The following is a 19,456-nucleotide window of genomic DNA, read 5'->3' on the forward strand; positions in this document are numbered from 1 at the left end:
CTCACCGCCTCCGGAGCCGATTCGATCCCCGCGCGTCGCCACTACCTGGGATCGAATCCACGTGCCGTTTCCTGTTCTGCCCGCCCCCCTCGCCAAGGCCCTCGCCGACCGCGGCTACGAAGACCCGACACCGGTCCAGGCCGCCGTCCTCGAGCCCGAGACCGAGGGGCGCGACCTCGTCGTCTCGGCCCAGACCGGCTCCGGCAAGACCGTCGCCTATGGCCTCGCTCTCGCCCGCACGCTGCTGGGCGACGCCGAAATGCTGCCCGCGCCGGGTGCCCCGCTCGCGCTCGTGATCGCGCCGACCCGCGAGCTGGCGCTCCAGGTCCATCGCGAGCTGTCCTGGCTCTACGGCCCGGCCGGCGCCCGCGTCGTGTCCTGCGTCGGCGGCATGGATCCGCGGCGCGAGAGCCGCTGGCTCGCCGACGGCGTCCACATCGTGGTCGGGACCCCCGGCCGCCTGCGCGACCACCTCGAGCGCCGCAACCTCGACCCGACGGCGTTGCGCGCCGTGGTGCTCGACGAGGCCGACGAGATGCTGGATCTCGGCTTCCGCGAGGATCTGGAATTCATCCTCGGCACCACCCCGGCCGAGCGGCGCACGCTGCTCTTCTCCGCCACCCTGCCGAAGGGCATCGTGGCGCTCGCCGAGTCCTACCAGCGTGACGCGATGCGGATCGCGGTGGCCGGCGAGACCAAGGGCCATGCCGACATCGAGTACCGCGCCTTCCGCATCCTGCCGCGGGAGACCGAGCTCGTGGTGGTCAACACCCTGCGCCAGATCGAGTCGCGCACCGCCATCGTGTTCTGCAACACCCGCAATTCGGTGCGCCACCTCCAGGCGGTGCTGACCGAGCGCGGCTTCCAGGCCGTGGCGCTCTCGGGCGAGCTCGGCCAGGGCGAGCGCAACGCCGCTCTCCAGGCCCTGCGCGACGGCCGCGCCCGGGTCTGCGTCGCCACCGACGTTGCCGCCCGCGGCATCGACCTGCCGGGTCTGGGCCTCGTCATCCATGCCGAGCTGCCCAACGATTCCGAGGTGATGCAGCACCGCTCCGGCCGCACCGGCCGGGCCGGGCGCAAGGGCATCAGCGTGCTCCTGGTGCCGCCGTCCCGCCGCCGCCGCGCCGAGGAACTGATGGTCCGGGCCAACGTGGTCCCGGTCTGGTCCGGCCCGCCGCCGGCCGACGAGATCCGCGCCCTCGACCAGGAGCGCCTGCTGCTGGACCCGCTTGTCACCGACGAGGTGAGCGACGAGGATCGAGCGATGGCCCAGTCGCTGCTCGCCCAGCGCTCGGCCGAGGATCTCGCCGCTGCCCTGGTGCGCGCCTACCGCTCGCGCCTGCCGGCGCCCGAGGAGGTCACCGATCCGGGCTTCGCCACCGGCCGCGGCGTGACTCCCCGCCGCGAGACCACGACCCGGGACGGCCCGCGCGCCCCGTTCGGGTCGAGCGTGTGGTTCCGCCTCAATGTCGGCCGGCGCGACAATGCCGATCCGCGCCGCCTGCTGCCGATGCTGTGCCGCCGCGGCGACGTGACCCGCGAGGAGATCGGCGCGATCCGCATCTTCGACCGCGAGACCAAGTTCGAGGTCCGCGGCGGCGCCGCCGAGCGCTTCGCCCATACCTTCCCGCGCACCGGCCCGGCCGACCTTCAGGTCGAAGCCCTGGCGGGCGCCGAGGCCGAGGTGTCGCCGCGCCCGCGCCAGCCCCGGCGCAACAACCACGCCCGGCGGGGGTAAGACCAACGGTCGAAAGAAAACGACCTTTGGTGCCGTTCGCGAATTTTTGCCAAGTCTCGAATTGTCTCGAAGCCCACAATCCCGGACATCTGGGCTTGGCATCGACAAGTCGAGATGGAGCAACGGCCGCGTCAATCTCGGGCCTGCCCGGGATCGAATCGATGCGTCAGCATCGTCGGCCGTTGGTACAAGACCACCCCCTTGATCCCTCCCCCCTCTGCGGGGGAGGGTGCCCCGCGAAGTGAGGCGGGAGAGGGGACGCCGTTTCCGGAGAGGTCGCGACCGTGGTGTCGGGCACCTCGTCCTGAAGCGTCGCGCTGTCCCTCTCGGCGGGACTTCGTCCCGCTGCGCTCACTGCACTCGCCACCCTCCCCCGCAGAGGGGAGAGGGAATCGTGCCCGGCCAGCTCAATGAGGGCCCCGATGAGCGACACCGTCGAGATCCGCCACCGCGACACCACCGCCCGCCTCGCCCTCCACGGGGCCGAGCCGGTTTCCTGGCGGGTCGGCGGCACCGAGTACCTGTGGGAGGGCGATCCGGCACATTGGAACCGGCACGCGCCCTGGCTCTTTCCGGTCGTCGGCGCCTCTGCCGGAGGCGCCGTCACGGTGGCGGGCCGCGCCTATCCGATGGCGCAGCACGGCTTCGCCCGCGACAGCCTGTTTGCGGTGGTGGCGCAGGCCGGGGACCAGGTGACCCTGCGCCTGGCCGACACGCCGGCCTCCCGGACGTCCTACCCCTTCGCCTTCCGCCTCGACATCACCGCCACGGTGCGGGACGGGGCACTGTCCTTCGCCTGCGAGATCCACAATCCGGGAGCCGACCCGCTGCCCTACGGGCTCGGCTTCCACCCGGCTTTCCCGTGGCCCTTCGCCGGTGGTGAGCGGGCGGCCGGGGGCGGCTATGCGGTGCGCTTCGCGCATCCCGAGCGACCGGCGGTGCCGGAGGTGGGGGTCGGCGGGCTCCTGGTCCGCAGCGAGCGGACGCTGCCCCTCGCCGGCGACACCCTGCCCCTCGATCCGGCGATGTTCACCGAGGCCCTGGTCTTTCTCGACGCCCGCAGCCGGGCGATGCGCTTCACCGCGCCCTCCGGCGCCGCCATCGCCCTCGAGGTGGAGGATTTTCCCCATCTGGCGGTGTGGACGAAGCCGACCGCGCCGTTCCTGTCCCTCGAATGCTGGACCGGGCACGCCGACTGGATGGGCTTCTCCGGCGAGCTGGCGGCGCGTGATTCGCAACGCCTGCTGGCCCCGGGCGCCAGCGCCCGCCACGGCGTGACCTTGCGCTTCAGCCCTGCCTGACCGGGGCGTCAACCCGCCGTCAACCGGGTCCGGGGCCTACTCGGCTCCCCCAACCGGAGCCCGGTCCCCGATGTCCGATGCCGAACCCGCCGACCTGCTCCTGCCCGGCGCCCCCGACGTGCGGGCGGCCGCGATCGCCTGGCTCGACGGGCTGGCCTCGGAGCGGCGGCTGTCGTCGAACACCGTCGAGGCGTATCGGCGTGACCTGCGCCAGTTCCTCACCCATCTGGCCAAGGGGGGCAGGAACCCCGACATCCCGACCCTGATCGGGCTCAAGCCCCGCGACGTGCGCGGCTTCATGGCGGCGCGGCGCCAGGACGGCATCGGCGGGCGCAGCCTGATGCGGGCGCTGGCAGGCCTGCGCTCCTTCGCCCGCCACCTCGACCGGGAGGGGCATGGCAGCGTGGCGGCGCTCGCGGCAGTGCGCTCACCCAAGGTCGAGCGGCGCCTGCCCCGCCCGCTTCCGGTCAGCGCGGCGATCGCGATGGCGAGCCCCGACATCCGGGCCGGCGAGGAGCGCCCGGCCTGGGTGCTGGCCCGGGACGCCGCGGTGCTGGCGCTCCTCTACGGTTCGGGCCTGCGCATCTCGGAGGCGCTCGGCCTCACGCGGCGCGACGCGCCGACCCGCGGGATCGACGCCGTGACGGTGGTGGGCAAGGGCCAGAAGACCCGCAGCGTGCCGGTGATCGCCCAGGTCCAGGCCGCCGTGGACGAGTACCTCAAGCTCTGTCCCTACGCTTTGCCGCCGGAGGGGCCGCTCTTCGTCGGCGCCAAGGGCGGTCCGCTCTCGCCGCGCATCGTGCAGCTCGCCGTCGCCTCGATGCGCGGGGCGCTGGGCCTGCCCTCGACGGCGACGCCGCACGCCCTGCGCCATTCCTTCGCCAGCCACCTGCTGGCCCGCCAGGGCGACCTCCGGGCGATCCAGGAACTGCTGGGCCACGCCTCCCTGGCGACGACGCAGGTCTACACCAAGGTCGATGCCGCCCGCCTGCTCGACGCCTTCGACGCCGCCCATCCGCGGGCGCGCGCCTCCTGAGAGCGGGTCACTCCGCCGGAACCTCGCGGGCGCGCCCGAGGGCGACGTGCGGCACCAGGAGCGCGGTGGCGAAGGCCGCCGCGGAGATGAGCAGCACCGCCCAGAAGGTCTGGTGCAAGGCATGCTGGAGCACCAGGCGCACGGTCTCGGCCTCGCCGGGCAGGCCGCCCGCTGCCAGCGCCTGCTGGAGGCTGTCCGCCGTGACGGTGCTGCCCCCCGCCGACAGCCCGTGATTGAGCACCGCGCCGAACAAAGTGGCACCGAGCGTGCTGCCGAGGTTGCGCGAGAAGATGTTCGAGGCGGTGGCGCTGCCGCGCTGGGTCCAGGGCACGATCTCCTGGATCAGCATCAGGGCGGCGTTGCTGAGCAGGCCCATGCCGAAGCCCATGACGAGCGAGCCGATCCCGGCCTGGATCGGCGTGCTGCCGGGCCGGAGCGTCACGAAGGCCAGCGCGCCGAGCGGCAGCAGCAACCCGCCGGCGACCAGGATGCGGCGCAGGCCGAACCGGTGCAGGTTGCGCGCCGCCAGGGTCGCGCCCATCGGCCAGCCGAGCACCATCACGGTGAGCGCCATGCCGGCAACGATCGGCGTCTGGCCGAGAACGCCCTGCACGTACATCGGCAGGAAGGTGGTGAGCCCGATCAGCGCCATGCCGGCAAGCAGCGAGGTGGCGTTGGCGGCGGCGATCGGCCGGCGGCGCCAGATCGCGGCGTCGATCACCGGCTCTTGCGCCCGCCGCTCCTGGAACGCCAGCACCAGGGCGGCGATCAGCCCGAGGCCGGCGGCGAGGCCGACGACGGGCCAGCGCCCCTCGCCGGCCTCGGTCAGGGCCACCATCAGGCCCGCGACCGTCAGGGTGAACAGGGCGGCGCCCGCCGCGTCGACCGGCCGGCGCTCGCGCCGCTCGCCCTCGTGCAGGAAGGCGACGAACAGGCCCGAGGCGACGAGGCCGACCGGCAGGTTGATCCAGAAGATCCACGACCACGAGGCATGGGCGACGATGAAGCCCCCCGCCACCGGCCCGACCACCGCCGAGACCGCCCAGACGCTGGCGAGGAAGCCCTGGATCCGCCCGCGCTCCTGCGCGGTGTAGAGGTCGCCCACGATGGTCAGCGAGACCGGCTGGATCGCGCCCGCGCCGATGCCCTGGATCAGCCGGAACGCGATCATCGCCGGCATCGACCAGGCGAAGCCGCACAACAGCGAGGCGATGAGGAAGACCGCGATGCCGGCGAGCAGCACGGGCTTGCGGCCGTGGATGTCGGCGAGCTTGCCGAACACGATCGTGGCGGCGGTCTGGGTCAGGAGGAAGCCCGAGAACACCCAGGCATAGAGCGACAGCCCACCGAGCTCGCCGACGATGCCCGGCATCGCCGTGGAGATGATGGTCGCCTCGATCGCCACCATCGCCATCGCGGCCATGACGGCGGCGATCACGAGGGGACGGCGCGTCGTCCGGGAAGTGGTCATGGTCGCGGGCTTCGTCGGGCAGGGGAGGGGACGATGGCCGCAGCTAAACCGATCGGGCCGGAAAGCAACCGTCGCCCGGCGCAGGCCAGACCCGCGCCATCGTGACTCGCCTTTGTCTTACTCGGCGTAAGTCACCGGCAGTGCCGTCGTGTACTTGATTCGCTCCATGGCAAAGGCCGAGCTGACGTCGTAAAGCTCGACTGACTGGATCAGCCGCTTGTAGACCCGGTCGTAGGCCGCGATGTCGGGCACGACGATGCGCAGCAGGTAATCGATCTCGCCGCTCATGCGGTAGAACTCGACCACTTCGGGGATCGCCACCACGGCGGCGCAGAAGCGCTCGGCCCAGTCGGCATTGTGCCGGTTGGTCCGCACCGAGACGAACACCGTGACGCCGACCCGCATCCGGTCGGGATCGAGGAGCGCCACCCGGCGCTGGATCACCCCTTGCGCCTCCATCTTCTGGATCCGCCGCCAGCACGGCGAGGTCGATAGGCCGACCCGGGCGGCGATCGCCTCGAGCGAATCGGCCGCGTTCTCCTGAAGACACAACAGGATTTTCCGATCGAACTCGTCCACGCAAAAATTCTCCAATCTTCCGCATGATAGCGCAATCAGATTGCGCCTTCATCCGGAAGACAGGGAAATTTCGCAATCCGTCTTCGCGGCGTCCGTGCGATTCTGATTCTGCCTTCCAAGACCTCAAGACTCCCTTCGAGATCTCAAGACTCCCAAGGATCCCCGAGAACCGCCATGTCGAAGCTGTCCTTCTCCGAGCATCCGGCCTCCGTCGGCGAGACCTATTTCGAGCATATGGGCGTCGCCACCGGCTTCGGGCTCAGCATGATCGCCGGCGGGCTGGCCTGCCTGGTGCACGGGATCCTGCCCTTCGCCTTCACCAGCACCGGCTCGCGCACGATTTGTCGCCTGCACGACCGCATGGTGGCGAATCGCAGCCGCACCGCCCGGCACCGGGCCGAGGCCCCGTCCGCCGTCTCGGCCTGAGGCCCGAAGCCCCGGTCACGGCTTGACGTGTCCGGGGTATTTCCGGACCCTGGCTCCGACACGGTCCCGGCGGGCGCTCTCCCTGAGCGCCCGGACAGGGGCCGGGAACCAGGGAGAATCCGCCCATGCCGTTCCTCAGGCGCGCCCTCGGTGCGCTGGCCGTCGCGCTCGGCCTCGCCACGTTGCCTGCGAAAGCCGAGACCGGCGAGGTGCGCTTCACCCGCCAGCCCGGCCTGATCTACATGCCGATGGTGCTGGCCGAGCAGCAGCGTCTGGTCGAGAAGCACGTCGCATCGGCCGGCCTCGGCGACGTGAAGGTGAGCTGGGTCACCCTGACCAGCGGCGGCGCCTCGGTCGATGCGCTGATCTCCGGCAACGTCGATTTCGTCACCAGCGGCGCCACCAACCTGCTGCTCGCCTGGGACCGCACCCGCGGCGAGGTGAAGGGGCTGGCGGCCTCGGCCGGCGCGCCGATGATGCTCGTCACCCGCAACCCGGCGGTGAAGACGCTCGCCGACTTCTCGGCCAAGGACCGGATCGCGGTGCCGACCGTGAAGGTCTCGGCCCAGGCCGTGATGCTCCAGATCGCCGCCGAGCGCCAATTCGGCGAGGCCGGCCGCAACAAGCTCGACGCGATCACCGTGCAGCTCGGCCATCCCGATGCGGTCGGGGCGCTGCTCGGGGGCACCAGCGAGGTCAACAGCCACTTCTCGCTGCCGCCCTACCAGCAGATCGAGCTGAAGGACCCGAAGATCCACGTCGTGCTCAACTCCTACGACGTGGTCGGCGGTCCTCTGAGCAACGCCATCGTGTTCGGCCGCGGCAAGTTCATGGACCAGAACCCGAAGACGACCGCCGCGGTACTCGCCGCCATCGACGAGGCCAACGCGCTCATCCGCGACGATCCGAAGAAGGCGGCCGAGATCTACCTCGCCGCCACCAAGGAGAAGTTCGAGCCCGACGAACTCGTCGCGATGATGAGACAGCCGGGCGTCGTCTTCTCGGCCACGCCCTACGGCACCATGTTGCAGGCCGACCACCTGGTGAAGGCCGGGGTGCTGAAGAACCGGCCGAAGACCTGGACGGACTTCTTCGCCAAGGCGGTGCACGATCGGCCCGGCACCTGAGCCGGCCGTTCAGCGCGGCAGGATGTTCGATCCGGCGCGGCCGAGGGTCCGCTCGCCGAGGTCGCATTCCGGGGTGCTGGTGACCGGAAACGCGACGGCACCGGAGGCCGAGGCGCCGCCGGTGCCGTAGCCGTAGGCGGTGCGGCCCCAGCCGCTCGCCGCCCGTACCGGACGGGCGCCCGGGCGCGGCGCGGCGCCGACGACGTCGTGGTCGAACGGCGTCCAGAGGCGGCAATCGTAGCCGGGCAGGCCCGGCACGGCCGGGCCGACGGGGGCGCGATGTGGCGGAGCCGCGACGGCGAGGGTCGGCAGCAGGAGCGCGGCGATGATGACGGCGCTTCGGATCATGCCCTGGTCTCCCCGGCGCCTCGGCCGTGGGTCTGGAGATAGGCGGGTCCGGGCGGCGTGCCAACGGGTCATGGCAAGGGTCATCGCACGGGTCATGGCGATGTCGGATGAAGCCCGTGTGTCGGGCGCGGCGAGCCGCGTTCCCGCGCCAGCCGACCCAGCGTCACCCCGCCCTGGATCTCGTCCTGAGCAGCCGGCGATCGGAGATCGATGGGCCTCAACGGAGGAGCCAGGGATCTCGGAGGTTTCTGGAGCCTTCCGTCGAGGCTGCCGCAAGCGGCAGCACCTCAGGATGAGGTCCAGGATAGGATCGAGCGGATGCCGCCCTGCAATCGAGCCGGCAACTCGCTCTCGGACAACACTCAGTCCCGGCAGGTGATGCGGATCGGGCGGTCCGAGGTCTTCACGGCCGGGGCTGCCTCGATCGCGCCGGTATACTCGTCCTGGGCGGCGACGCCGAAGGAGGCCGACTTGGCGTAGCCCTGCGACTCGCACCAGGCATCCGCCACCACCTGGCCGCACTCGCCGCCGGTGGTCAGGCATTCGGCGACGCCGTAGCCGTCGCTGGAGGGAATCAGGAACGTCTTCTCCACGCCGGTGCCCTGCGATGCAGCCAGCGCCGGCACGGCGGAGACCAGGACACCGAGGGCGCTGAGGACGGCGAGCGTGCGACGCATGGGAAAAACCTTCTGAACGGAGCGGTCGGCATCCGGCTCCGGCGCGACACTGGGCTTGGGTGGTAAACAATCTCTCTACGCAACGTGCGAGCGCACCGGTTATGCAGGGTCCGACAGGGCTTTGCCCCCGCGGCGTCCGCCTTCTCGAATTGCTCACGGATTTGAGCTAACCCGGATCGGCTCATCCGGGCGTCTCACCCGTGCAACAGGCAGCCGCCTCGGTGGCCCGCGCGGGGGATGCCGGGGCGACCGGCCGGACGGGACCGAGCCCGATCCGGCAACGACTTAGAACCTCGGCCGGCGTCCCGCGCGGCGCCCCGGCCCGACCCCGTCCCGCAGGTGTTTCATGGCCTCGCTGTTGCGCCTCTACAACACGCTCTCCCGGGCCAAGGAGCCGCTCCGGCCGATCGATTCGGGCCGGGTGCGGATGTATGCCTGCGGCCCGACCGTCTACGACGCGGCCCATATCGGCAACGCCCGGCCGCTGATCGTCTTCGACCTGCTGTTCCGGCTCTTGCGCCACCTCTACGGCGCCGACGCCGTCGCCTATGCCCGCAACGTCACGGACGTGGACGACAAAATCAACGCCCGGGCGGCGGAGCGCGGCATCACCATCCGCGAGCTCACCGACGGGACGCTGGCGCAGTTCCACGATGACATCCGCCGCCTCGGCATCCTGATGCCGCAGGACGTGAACGCGCCGGGCAAGCCCCCGGCGATGATCGAGCCGCGGGCGACCGACCACATCGTCGAGATGACGGCCCTCATCGACCGCCTCGTGGCGGCCGGCCACGCCTACGTGGCCGAGGAGCACGTGCTGTTCGACGTGCCCTCGATGCCCGATTACGGCGCCCTGTCGCGCCGCCCGCTCGACGAGATGGAGGCCGGGGCCCGGGTCGACGTGGCGCCCTACAAGCGCTCACCGCTCGATTTCGTGCTGTGGAAGCCCTCGAAGCCCGGTGAGCCGTCCTGGCCCTCGCCCGCCGGGATCGCCGTCCCGGGGCGGCCGGGCTGGCACATCGAGTGCTCGGCCATGGCCTGGAAGCATCTCGGCGAGACCTTCGACATCCATGCCGGCGGCATCGACCTGGTGTTTCCCCACCACGAGAACGAGGTGGCGCAGTCGCGCTGCTGCTTCGGCACGCCGGTGATGGCCAATCTCTGGCTCCACAACGGCTTCCTCCAGGTCGAGGGGGAGAAGATGTCGAAGTCGCTCGGCAACTTCGTCACCTTGCGCGAGGTGCTGGCGGATTGGCCGGGGGAGGTCGTGCGCCTCGCCATGCTGCGCACCCATTACCGCCAGCCGATCGACTGGACCCTGCGCGGCCTGGAGGAGGCGAGCCGTACCCTCGACCGCTGGTACGACGCCACCGGCGACGTCGCCCCGGGCCCGGCGCCCGACAGCGTGCTCGAGCCGCTCTTGGACGACCTCAACACCCCGGCGGCCCTCGGCGAGGTGCACCGCCTCGACGACCCGGCGGCGTTGAAGGCCGGCGCCGGCCTGCTCGGCCTCCTCGGCCAGAGCAAGTCCGAGCGCGACCGGGCGGCGGTGGCGGCCTCCGGCGTCGACGCCGCGGCGGTGGAGGCGCTGATCGTCGCGCGCAAGGAGGCCCGCGCCCGCAAGGACTGGGCCGAATCCGACCGGATCCGCGGGGCGCTCACGGCGCTTGGGGTGACGGTGAAGGACAACAAGGACGGGACGACCACCTGGACGGTGGGCACGTAGGACCATAGGCCGAGAGGGGGGCGTGCCCCCCTCACGCCGCCGTCATTCCTTGACGACCGACGGCCACACCACCGCCTGCGCCACGATCACGTCGGTCCCGTTGAAGGTGCAGGAGGGCGAGCCGTACAGCCGGTAGCCGAGCGCCAGCGCCTCCGAGATCCGGCGGCAGAATTGGGCGTCGTCCTTGCCCGTGATCAGGCGGTAGGGCAGCATGTCGGCCGGAGGCTTCGGGTCCGAGGTGGTGGCCACTTTGTGCTCCCGGTGAGAGTGTTCGTTGATCCATCTGCCACCTCATCCTGAGGTGCCCACGGAGCGGGCCTCGCAGGAGGGCTCCAGGTCGCGCAGGGACATCTGGAGACCTCCTTCGAGGCGGCTTCGCAGCACCTCAGGATGAGGCAGAAACCTGGCGTCGCCGATCCCCGGCTCGGCGTTCGCGGCGCGGAACGGCGCCGAAGTTTGAGCATGGTCCGACCAAGCGGACACCGGTTGGTCTCAGAAAATGCGGCAAAATCAGAGACCTGGACTGGCATCTGATTGCAACGTGATCGGGTGTGCTGCGCTCGCTGGAGCCGCGAGTGCCGCCGGGGCTTCAGAACTTCGCATCGATCAGCGCCTCCGCCTCCGGCCGCGGCGTGGCCTTCCGGATCGCCTCGCGCAGCATCGGCACCGCCTGGTCCGGTTCCTCGGCGACGAGGTAGCTGAGGTCCAGCCCCTCGCGGATGAAGCCGGTGCGGCGCATGTGGTCGAGGAGGCCGAGGAATGGCGCCCAGAAGCCGGCCACCGAGAGCAGCAGGATCGGCTTGGCGTGCTGGCCGAGCTGCGACCAGGTCATCTGCTCGACCAGCTCCTCCAGGGTGCCGATGCCCCCCGGCAGGGCCACGAAGGCGTCGGACCGGTCGAACATCAGCTTCTTGCGGGTGTGCATGTCGGAGACCACGATGGTCTCCTGCACGTCGTCGAGCATGCGCTCGCGCGACTTCAGGAAGTCCGGGATGATGCCGGTGACGTGGCCGCCATGGTCGAGCACCGCCCGCGCCACGGTGCCCATCAGCCCGACATTGCCGCCGCCATAGACGAGGGCGATGCCGGCCTCCGCCAGATGGCGCCCCAGCGCCCGCGCCGCCGCCTCGAAGACCGGATCGGTGCCGAATCCCGAGCCGCAATACACGCAAACCGTCCGCATCGAGTCTCCACACCGTTCGCGGCCGAAACCGGCCGTTGCCACGCACTGCCCTGCGCCACGCAAGTTTCCGGCCGAGCCGCGCGATGCGCGCCGCGTGGTCTCGCCCCGCCAGTCCTGTTACTATGGGGGCGATGGCGTCGGCGTGTCGACCGGAGGCGAAAGGTCGCGCGGTCCCGCGGCACCATCGATCGGAGGGCCCGTGAGCCGGAGTGTTGCGCCATGACGACCGAGTTGCGAACGACCGAGCTGCGCAAGGGCATCGTCCTCGCGGGCGTCGGCGTCGTCGCCGGGTTCGTGCTCATCGGCGTCGCCGCCAGCGGCACGCGGCTGTTCTCGCTCGACGCGCCGGAGACGGCGCCGGCGGCGATCGCGCCGCAAGCCCCGGTGCCGCTCGCCGCCCTGCCGGCCAAGCCCGAACCCCCCGCCGCCGCGGATGGCGCTCCGGCCTTCGACGTCATCCGGGTCGAGCCCGACGGGGCGAGCGTCGTCGCCGGGCGCAGCCGGCCTGGGGCCGAGGTGGAGCTTCTGCGCGACGGTCAGCCCTTTGCCCGTGCCAAGGCCGACGAGGCCGGCAACTTCGCCCTGGTGCCGCCGGCCCTGCCGCCGGGAACCCACGAGATCACTCTGCGCAGCACCGCGCCGGACGGCGCCACGGCCGCCGGCCGGGCGAGCGCCGTGGTGGTGGTGGCGCCGGACCGCCGCACCCAGCCCCTGGTCGCCGTGACGGCGCCCGGCCAGCCGACCGCCGTGCTCTCGCTGCCGGGGAGCACGGCCGGAACTGAGCCCGCCAAGGTCGATCCGGCCAAGGTCGACCCGGCCAAAGCCGAGGCCCGGGGCGTGACCAAGGCTCCGGCCGGTCCCGCCCCGGTCAAGGTCGTCGGCGTCGATGCCGAGGCGGGGGGGCGGCTCTACGTCACCGCGCAGGGCGCCCCGAAGGCCAACCTCCGGCTCTACCTCAACGACACGCTGGTGGCGCCTGGCCAGGCCGGGCCCGACGGCCGCGTCGCCTTCACGATCGGCCGCGGGGTCGAGCCGGGCGATTACCGGGTGCGGATCGACCAGGTCGATCCCGCCTCGGGCGCGGTCAAGACCCGCGCCGAGACCGCCTTCGCGGTGCCGCCGCTTCTCGACCGGCCGGTCCCGGCCGAGGTCCCGGCCCGCAAGTCCCTGCTGCGCGGCGCGTCCCCGGGTGGCCCTGCCCCCGTGGTCGCTCCCGCCACGACCGGGGCGGGCGCGACCGCGACGGTCTCGGCGTCCCCGGGCGCGGAGGCGTCGCCGAATCCCGTCGATCCCGTCGCGGTGTTCGTGCCCGGCATCAGCACCGCGAAGGTCATCCGCGGCGACAACCTGTGGAGCATCAGCCGCCGGGCCTACGGCAAGGGCCTGCGCTACACCGTGATCTTCGACGCCAACCAGGGCCAGATCCGCGACCCGAACCGGATCTATCCCGGCCAGGTCTTCGTGCTGCCCGGCGAGACGTCGCAGGCGCGCGAGCCGGAGAGGCGCGGCTGATCCGCACGGGCGTTTCGGAGAGCGGGTTGTGTCCGGGGGCTTGCCAGGGCCGGCGGCCCCCGCCTCGCAGGCCCGGGCCGCGTCGGGCGCGCTGTCGCGCCGTCCCGTCCTGGCTTATATGCCGCCCGATCCCGTCCGGAACCGGTTCCTTGTCCACCACCCAGATTCCCCCGGCCGAGCCCGAGCGGCCCGGCCTCGTCGCGACCTACCGCCGCCTGTGGCCCTATCTCTGGCCCCACGGCCGGCCCGATCTTCAGCGCCGCGTCTTCACCGCCTTCGGGTTGCTGCTGGTCGCCAAGGTCGTCACCCTGGCGATGCCGTTCACCTTCAAATGGGCGACCGACGCCCTGGTGGCGGTTGTCGGGGCTAAGGACGGGGCCGTCCCGACCGGGATCTGGGCCGCGCCGGCCCTGATGATCCTGCTCTACGGCGCCACCCGGATCGCCATGGCGCTGCTGACCCAGGTCCGCGACGGGCTCTTCGCCAAGGTGGCGATGCATGCGGTGCGGCGCCTGGCGCTCCAGACCTTCCGGCACATGCACCAATTGTCCCTGCGCTTCCACCTCGAGCGCAAGACCGGTGGCCTGACCCGGGTGCTGGAGCGGGGGCGCAACGGCATCGAGGAACTCTCGCGCCTGATGGTGCTGACGCTGGTGCCGACCATCGTCGAGTTCCTGCTGGTGCTGGGCACGCTCGCCTACGAGTTCGACCTCCTCTACTCGGTCGTGGTCCTCGTCATGGTGGCGGCCTATCTCGGCTATACCTACAAGGCCACGGAATGGCGCATCGCCATCCGGCGGCGGATGAACGATTCCGACACCGACGCCAACACCAAGGCGGTCGATTCGCTGCTCAACTACGAGACGGTGAAGTATTTCGGTGCGGAAACCCGCGAGACCGCCCGCTACGACCAGTCGATGGCCCGCTACGAGAAGGCGTCGACCCAAACTTATGTCTCGCTCGCGGTGCTGAACGCCGGCCAGGCGGTGATCTTCACGATCGGCATGAGCGTGGTGATGTGGCTCGCCGCCCGCGACATCATGGCCGGACGGACGACGATCGGCGGCTTCGTGCTGGTCAACACCATGCTGGTGCAGCTCTCGATGCCGCTCAACTTCATGGGCATGATCTACCGCGAGATCAAGCAGGCCCTGATCGACATCGACGACATGTTCAAGATCCTGCATCGCAACCCCGAGATCGCCGACCGGCCGGGCGCCGCCCCGCTCGCGATCACCGAGGCGGTGGTGCGGTTCGAGGACGTGCACTTCGCCTACGTGCCGGAGCGGCCGATCCTGCGCGGCATCAGCTTCACGGTGCCGGCGGGGCGCACCGTCGCGATCGTCGGGCCGTCGGGGGCCGGCAAGTCCACCCTGTCGCGCCTGCTGTTCCGCTTCTACGAACCGCAAGCCGGCCGCATCACGGTCGACGGGCAGGACATCGCGGGCGTGCAGCAGGAGTCGTTGCGCGCCGCCATCGGCATGGTGCCGCAGGACACGGTGCTGTTCAACGACACGATCGGCTACAACATCCGCTACGGCCGCTGGGAGGCGAGCGAGGCGGAACTGCGCGAGGCCGCGACCCTCGCGCAGATCGACCGCTTCATCGCCGCCCTGCCGGAGGGCTACGACACGCCGGTGGGCGAGCGCGGCCTGAAGCTCTCGGGCGGCGAGAAGCAGCGCGTCGCCATCGCCCGCACGATCCTGAAGGGGCCGCCGATCCTGGTCCTCGACGAGGCGACCTCGGCCCTCGATTCCTTCACCGAGCGCGAGATCCAGGATGCCCTCGACCGGGTGAGCCGGGGCCGCACCACCCTGGTCATCGCCCATCGCCTCTCGACGGTGGTCGGCGCCGACGAGATCATCGTCCTCGACCAGGGCCGCATCGCCGAGCGCGGCACCCATCTGGCGCTGCTCGCGCAGGGCGGTGTCTATGCGGCGATGTGGAACCGCCAGCGCGAGGCGGAGGCCGCCCGCGAGGCGCTCAAGCGCGCGGAAGCGCAGGAGGGCGAGAGCCTGCGGCAGCACCTGGAGCCGGGCGAAATTCAGGGCCCGGTCGCCAAGGCGCCGGAGCCGGCCTCGGTGGCGTGAGGGTCGGGGCGGCCCCCGTCCTGCCACCGCATCGTCCTGCACCTCATCTTAAAGGGCGGCCGGCGAGACTATCGCGATCTCGCCGGATCCCCCCATGCCGACCACCACGCTCCGCACGGCTCCTCGCTTCAGCCTCGGCCTCGCCGCGGCGCAGGTGCCGGCCGCCGCCGCCGCGCTGCTGCTCTCGGCCTTCCTGCTGTTCTCGGTCCAGCCGCTCTTCACCAAGATGGTGCTGCCGCGCCTCGGCGGCAGCCCGGCGACCTGGTCGGTCGCCCTGGTGGTGTTCCAGGCCCTGCTGATGGGCGGCTACGTCTACGCCCATCTGCTCACCCGGTGGCTCGGCATCCGGCCGGCCCTTGCGGTCCATCTCGGGCTGATGCTCCTCGCCGGGCTCGCCCTGCCCATCGGCGTCCCGGCCGGCTGGGGCCGCCCGCCGGCGGAGCATGAGGCGCTCTGGCTCGTCGGGCTGTTCGCGTCCGCGATCGGGCTGCCGTTCTTCGCCCTCTCGGCGAACGGCCCTCTCATCCAGGCGTGGTTCGCCCGCTCCGGCCATGCGCGGGCCGACAACCCGTATTGCCTCTACGCGGCCTCGAATATCGGGTCCTTCGCCGCCCTCGTCGCCTATCCTCTGCTGATCGAGCCCGTCCTGCCCCTGCGGGTGCAGGCCGAGGCGTGGCTCGGCGGCTTCGTCGTGCTCGTCCTGCTGATCCTGGCCACCGGCTTGTCCTCGGCTTCGGGCGGGGCGGGTCTCTCGGGTGCGGGTCCTTTCGGGGCGGGCGCCGGGATGCCGGCCTCGGCGGCGCCCGGCTGGCGCCGTCGCGGCGCCTGGATCGGCCTCGCCCTGGTGCCCTCGGGGCTCCTGGTCTCGGTCACCGCCCATCTCTCGACCGATGTCGCGGCGGCCCCCCTCCTCTGGGTGGTCCCGCTCGCGCTCTTCCTCCTCACCTTCGTGATCGCCTTCCGGGATGGGATGGTCCTCCCCGGCTCCGGCCCGCGCGGCCGGGCGCTGCTGCGCCTCCAGGTCTGGGGCACCGCGCTCGCCCTCGCGAGCTTCGTCGTCGGGTTCGGCCTGTGGGGCGGGCTTGCGCTCCATCTCGGCCTGTTCTTCGTCTCTGCGCTGATCTGCCACGCCACGCTCTACCACCTGCGCCCGGCCCCGGACCGGCTGACCGAGTTCTACGTCTGCGTCTCGCTCGGCGGCGTGCTGGGCGGCATCGCCTGCGGGCTGGTCGCACCGCTCGTGTTCTCGCGGGTGGTCGAGTACCCGCTCCTGATCGTCGCCGCTCTCGCGTGCCGGCCTGGCTTCCTGGCGGGCGGCACCCGCACCTGGCTCGCCGCCGTGCGGCCGATCGCCCTGGCGGGCGCGGGTGCCGCGGCGGTCATGGGTCTGGCCGGGACGATGCTCGACGTCGCCGCCCTGCCGCAGCTCCTGGCGCTGGCGGGGGCGGGCCTGCTGGCGGCGAGCTGGCGCGACCCGCACCGCCTCGCGGTGGCGGGCGTGCTGGCCCTTGCCGCCGGCCTTTTCGCGATGCGGGCGGACGCCGCCGTGAGCGTGCGCTCGTTCTTCGGCATCCACCGGATCGTCGAGACCGCCGACGGGACGACCCGCCTGCTGATGCACGGCACCACCGTGCACGGGGCGATGCGGCTCGGCCCGCCTGACGGCCCGCCGGAGCCCCTGGTGTACTACACGGCTCCGGGGCCGATCGGCACGGCGATCCGGTCTGTCCGTGCGGCGCAAGGCGGCGCCCTCGGCGCCGTCGCGGTGGTGGGTCTCGGCACCGGCAGCCTCGCCTGCCACCGGCGCGGGGCAGAATCCTGGCGCTTCTACGAGATCGACCCGGAGGTGATCCGCATCGCCCGCGATCCGGGGCGGTTCCGCTTCCTCTCGGAATGCGGTCGCGACATGCCGGTGGTGCTGGGCGATGCGCGCCTGACCCTCGCCGATGCTCCGGGCGGGCTCGGCCTCCTGGTGATCGACGCCTTCTCGTCCGACGCGATTCCCGCCCATCTCCTCACCCGCGAGGCCCTGGCGCTCTATCTCGAAAAACTGGCCCCGAACGGCGTGCTGGCGATGCACATCACCAACCGCCACCTCGACCTCGCCCGCATCCTGGCCCGGGTCGGCGCGGAACTCGGCCTGTCGACCTACGTCGCCCGCGAAGCCTTCCCGTTCGATCCGGTGCGGTTCCGTGCCGCGGCCACGGTCGCGGTGCTCGCCCGCGATCCCGCCGATCTCGGCGCCGTCGCGGCCGATCCGGCCTGGACGCGGATTGCGCCGGAGAGCGACCGGCGTCCCTGGACCGACGATTTCTCCAACATCCTCCAGGCGATGGCCGACAAGCTCGCGCTCCCGCGCGCTTCTGGCGATTGACGCGAAGCCACGCGCCTGCCATCCGCGGGGCGCCGGACCGGCCGTTCGCGGCCGGCGAGAAAGCCCGAGGACTCATGACCGACCTGTTCGAGACGATCCGCCGCGTGCTGGTGCCGATCCACAAGGAGGGCTACCCCTTCATCGCGATCGGCATCGTGCTGACGGTGCTCGCCGGCACCTTCGTGCAGTTCCTCGGCTGGATCTTCCTGCTGCTCACGCTGTGGGTCTGCTACTTCTTCCGCGACCCCGAGCGGATCGTGCCGGTCGGCGACGGCTTGGTGATCTCTCCGGCGGACGGGCGGGTGAACCTCATCAGCACCGTGCTGCCGCCCTCCGAGCTGGACCTGCCCTCGGTGCCGATGCTGCGGATCTCGGTGTTCATGAACGTGTTCGATTGCCACGTGAACCGGGTTCCGGTCACCGGCCGGATCGATCAGGTCCATTACACCCCGGGCCTCTTCCTCAATGCCGAGCTGGACAAGGCGAGCGAGGGCAACGAGCGCAACGGCCTCGTGATCGAGACCCGGCAGAACGGCGAGCCGGTGCGGATCGGCGTGGTGCAGATCGCCGGGCTCGTGGCGCGCCGCATCGTCGACTGGGTCAAGCCCGGCGACGATCTCACCGTCGGCGACCGCTTCGGCCTGATCCGCTTCGGCTCGCGGGTCGACGTCTACCTGCCGGCGGGCACCCGCGTGCTGGTCGGCCTCGGCCAGAAGGCGGTGGCCGGCGAGACGGTGCTGGCCGACCTGCGCGGGACCGGCCCGGTGCGGCAGTTCCGCCGTACCTGACAGGGGAGCGACCCGCCATGGACGACCTCTTCCCGCCCTTCGCGCCGGAGCCGAACGAGCCCAAACCGCGCCGGTTCAAGCCGGTGCCGGTGCGGATGATCATTCCCAACATGATCACCCTGATGGCGGTCTGTCTCGGGCTCACCGCCGTGCGCTTCGGCTTCGAGGGCAAGTTCGAGCCGGCGGTGATCGCCATCATCGCCGCCGCGGTGCTCGACGGCGTCGACGGGCGGGTGGCGCGCCTGCTCAAGGGCACCTCGCGCTTCGGTGCCGAACTCGATTCGCTGGCCGATTTCGTCAATTTCGGCTGCGCCCCGGCGCTGATCCTCTACACCTTCGTCCTGCACAACCTGAAGTCGCTTGGCTGGATCGTCGCCCTGATCTTCGCCATCGCGATGGCCCTGCGGCTGGCCCGCTTCAACGTGATGCTGGACGATCCCAACCGGCCGGAATGGAAGAAGGACTTCTTCGTCGGCATGCCGGCCCCGGCCGGCGCGCTGACCGTGATGCTGCCGCTCTACCTGCACTTCCTCGGCTTCGAGATGGTGCCGAGCCTCGCGCCGGTGGCGCTGATCTACATGCTGGTGATCGCCCTCCTAGTGATCTCCACGGTGCCGACCTTCTCGGGCAAGACGATCGGCAAGCGCGTGCCGCGGGAATACGTGCTGCCGATCTTCGTCGTGACGGTGGCGGCGTTCGGCCTTCTCATCAGCTTCCCGTTCGAGATCCTGGCGCTCCTGAGCATCGGCTATCTTGTCGCGATCCCGATCGGTGCCGCCCAGTACCGGCGCAAGCTCAAGGCCGAGGCGGCACAAGGGCCCTCGCTCCCGAGCGACGAGGCGCCGGCGGCCTGAAGCCGGGCAGGGATCGGTCGATCCCCACCCTGCCACGCCTTCCGGACGGACGTCCGGAAGGCGGATTATGCCACCGGCCCAAGATGCTGACGCGTCGGGCCGTTGACCGATCTCGAATTGTCGATGCCAAGCGAGAGCACTGCCTGATCACGTTGCAATCGGGCCGTGCTCTCAGTCTTTGATTTTGCCACATTTTCTACGACGAACCGGTATCCACTTCGTCGGA

General features: G+C 71.2%; 17 protein-coding genes. 11 read left to right on the plus strand and 6 right to left on the minus strand.

Annotated features, from left to right (window positions below; genetic code table 11):
• Window positions 1–61 precede the first annotated feature (61 nt).
• The 3 genes from VP06_RS22700 (at window position 62) to VP06_RS22710 (ending at window position 4,075) form a co-directional block, all read left to right on the plus strand.
• The gene (locus VP06_RS22700) at window positions 62–1,738 is read left to right on the plus strand and encodes a DEAD/DEAH box helicase (RefSeq protein ID WP_048466063.1); all 1,677 of its coding nucleotides are present in this window, start codon (window positions 62–64) and stop codon (window positions 1,736–1,738) included.
• Window positions 1,739–2,160: 422 nt separating this feature from the next.
• Window positions 2,161–3,039 (plus strand): aldose 1-epimerase family protein, encoded by an 879-nt coding sequence (locus VP06_RS22705; RefSeq protein WP_048466064.1) that lies wholly within the window; start codon window positions 2,161–2,163, stop codon window positions 3,037–3,039.
• A gap of 70 nt (window positions 3,040–3,109) precedes the next feature.
• A complete protein-coding gene (locus VP06_RS22710) occupies window positions 3,110–4,075 on the plus strand; it encodes a tyrosine recombinase XerC (protein WP_048466065.1) in 966 nt (321 codons plus the stop codon).
• 7 nt (window positions 4,076–4,082) lie between these two features.
• On the opposite strand, the gene VP06_RS22715 is transcribed toward VP06_RS22710, so the two are convergent.
• Both VP06_RS22715 and VP06_RS22720 read right to left on the minus strand, forming a co-directional pair.
• Window positions 4,083–5,546, minus strand: coding sequence for an MFS transporter (locus VP06_RS22715; RefSeq protein WP_048466066.1), 1,464 nt, complete (start codon window positions 5,544–5,546; stop codon window positions 4,083–4,085).
• Window positions 5,547–5,663: 117 nt separating this feature from the next.
• The gene (locus VP06_RS22720; RefSeq protein WP_048466067.1) at window positions 5,664–6,125 is read right to left on the minus strand and encodes an Lrp/AsnC family transcriptional regulator; all 462 of its coding nucleotides are present in this window, start codon (window positions 6,123–6,125) and stop codon (window positions 5,664–5,666) included.
• A 174-nt stretch (window positions 6,126–6,299) separates the two neighbouring features.
• Between VP06_RS22720 and VP06_RS22725 the strand changes: the two genes are divergently transcribed.
• Both VP06_RS22725 and VP06_RS22730 read left to right on the plus strand, forming a co-directional pair.
• The gene (locus VP06_RS22725) at window positions 6,300–6,551 is read left to right on the plus strand and encodes a DUF6356 family protein (protein ID WP_048466068.1); all 252 of its coding nucleotides are present in this window, start codon (window positions 6,300–6,302) and stop codon (window positions 6,549–6,551) included.
• A 125-nt stretch (window positions 6,552–6,676) separates the two neighbouring features.
• Window positions 6,677–7,678: an ABC transporter substrate-binding protein gene (locus VP06_RS22730; protein WP_053081988.1), complete on the plus strand. Its 1,002-nt coding sequence runs from the start codon at window positions 6,677–6,679 to the stop codon at window positions 7,676–7,678.
• A 9-nt stretch (window positions 7,679–7,687) separates the two neighbouring features.
• On the opposite strand, the gene VP06_RS22735 is transcribed toward VP06_RS22730, so the two are convergent.
• Both VP06_RS22735 and VP06_RS22740 read right to left on the minus strand, forming a co-directional pair.
• Window positions 7,688–8,026 (minus strand): hypothetical protein, encoded by a 339-nt coding sequence (locus VP06_RS22735; protein WP_048466069.1) that lies wholly within the window; start codon window positions 8,024–8,026, stop codon window positions 7,688–7,690.
• Window positions 8,027–8,388: 362 nt separating this feature from the next.
• Window positions 8,389–8,703: a hypothetical protein gene (locus tag VP06_RS22740; protein ID WP_048466070.1), complete on the minus strand. Its 315-nt coding sequence runs from the start codon at window positions 8,701–8,703 to the stop codon at window positions 8,389–8,391.
• 346 nt (window positions 8,704–9,049) lie between these two features.
• Here VP06_RS22740 and cysS point away from each other — a divergent pair, with 346 nt between their 5' ends.
• Window positions 9,050–10,429 carry a cysteine--tRNA ligase gene (gene cysS, locus VP06_RS22745; RefSeq protein WP_048466071.1) on the plus strand — a complete coding sequence of 460 codons (1,380 nt, stop codon included), beginning with the start codon at window positions 9,050–9,052 and terminating at the stop codon, window positions 10,427–10,429.
• Between the two features lie 42 nt (window positions 10,430–10,471).
• Here cysS and VP06_RS22750 read toward each other — a convergent pair whose 3' ends face one another.
• Both VP06_RS22750 and VP06_RS22755 read right to left on the minus strand, forming a co-directional pair.
• Window positions 10,472–10,678: a DUF1737 domain-containing protein gene (locus VP06_RS22750; protein ID WP_048466072.1), complete on the minus strand. Its 207-nt coding sequence runs from the start codon at window positions 10,676–10,678 to the stop codon at window positions 10,472–10,474.
• 340 nt (window positions 10,679–11,018) lie between these two features.
• The gene (locus VP06_RS22755; protein WP_048466073.1) at window positions 11,019–11,612 is read right to left on the minus strand and encodes an LOG family protein; all 594 of its coding nucleotides are present in this window, start codon (window positions 11,610–11,612) and stop codon (window positions 11,019–11,021) included.
• A gap of 219 nt (window positions 11,613–11,831) precedes the next feature.
• Here VP06_RS22755 and VP06_RS22760 point away from each other — a divergent pair, with 219 nt between their 5' ends.
• The 5 genes from VP06_RS22760 (at window position 11,832) to pssA (ending at window position 19,230) form a co-directional block, all read left to right on the plus strand.
• Window positions 11,832–13,124 (plus strand): LysM peptidoglycan-binding domain-containing protein, encoded by a 1,293-nt coding sequence (locus tag VP06_RS22760; protein WP_048466074.1) that lies wholly within the window; start codon window positions 11,832–11,834, stop codon window positions 13,122–13,124.
• A 149-nt stretch (window positions 13,125–13,273) separates the two neighbouring features.
• Window positions 13,274–15,214, plus strand: a complete 1,941-nt coding sequence (locus VP06_RS22765) for an ABCB family ABC transporter ATP-binding protein/permease (protein WP_245291279.1) — start codon at window positions 13,274–13,276, stop codon at window positions 15,212–15,214.
• A 94-nt stretch (window positions 15,215–15,308) separates the two neighbouring features.
• The gene (locus VP06_RS22770; protein WP_053081989.1) at window positions 15,309–17,588 is read left to right on the plus strand and encodes a spermidine synthase; all 2,280 of its coding nucleotides are present in this window, start codon (window positions 15,309–15,311) and stop codon (window positions 17,586–17,588) included.
• A 74-nt stretch (window positions 17,589–17,662) separates the two neighbouring features.
• Entirely contained in the window at window positions 17,663–18,376 is a 714-nt protein-coding gene (locus VP06_RS22775) for a phosphatidylserine decarboxylase (protein WP_048466075.1), read from the plus strand.
• A 17-nt stretch (window positions 18,377–18,393) separates the two neighbouring features.
• Window positions 18,394–19,230 (plus strand): CDP-diacylglycerol--serine O-phosphatidyltransferase, encoded by an 837-nt coding sequence (gene pssA, locus VP06_RS22780; RefSeq protein WP_048466076.1) that lies wholly within the window; start codon window positions 18,394–18,396, stop codon window positions 19,228–19,230.
• Window positions 19,231–19,456: the final 226 nt, after the last annotated feature.

It is taken from the genome of Methylobacterium aquaticum, assembly GCF_001043915.1.
GTDB classification, from domain to species: Bacteria; Pseudomonadota; Alphaproteobacteria; order Rhizobiales; family Beijerinckiaceae; genus Methylobacterium; species Methylobacterium aquaticum.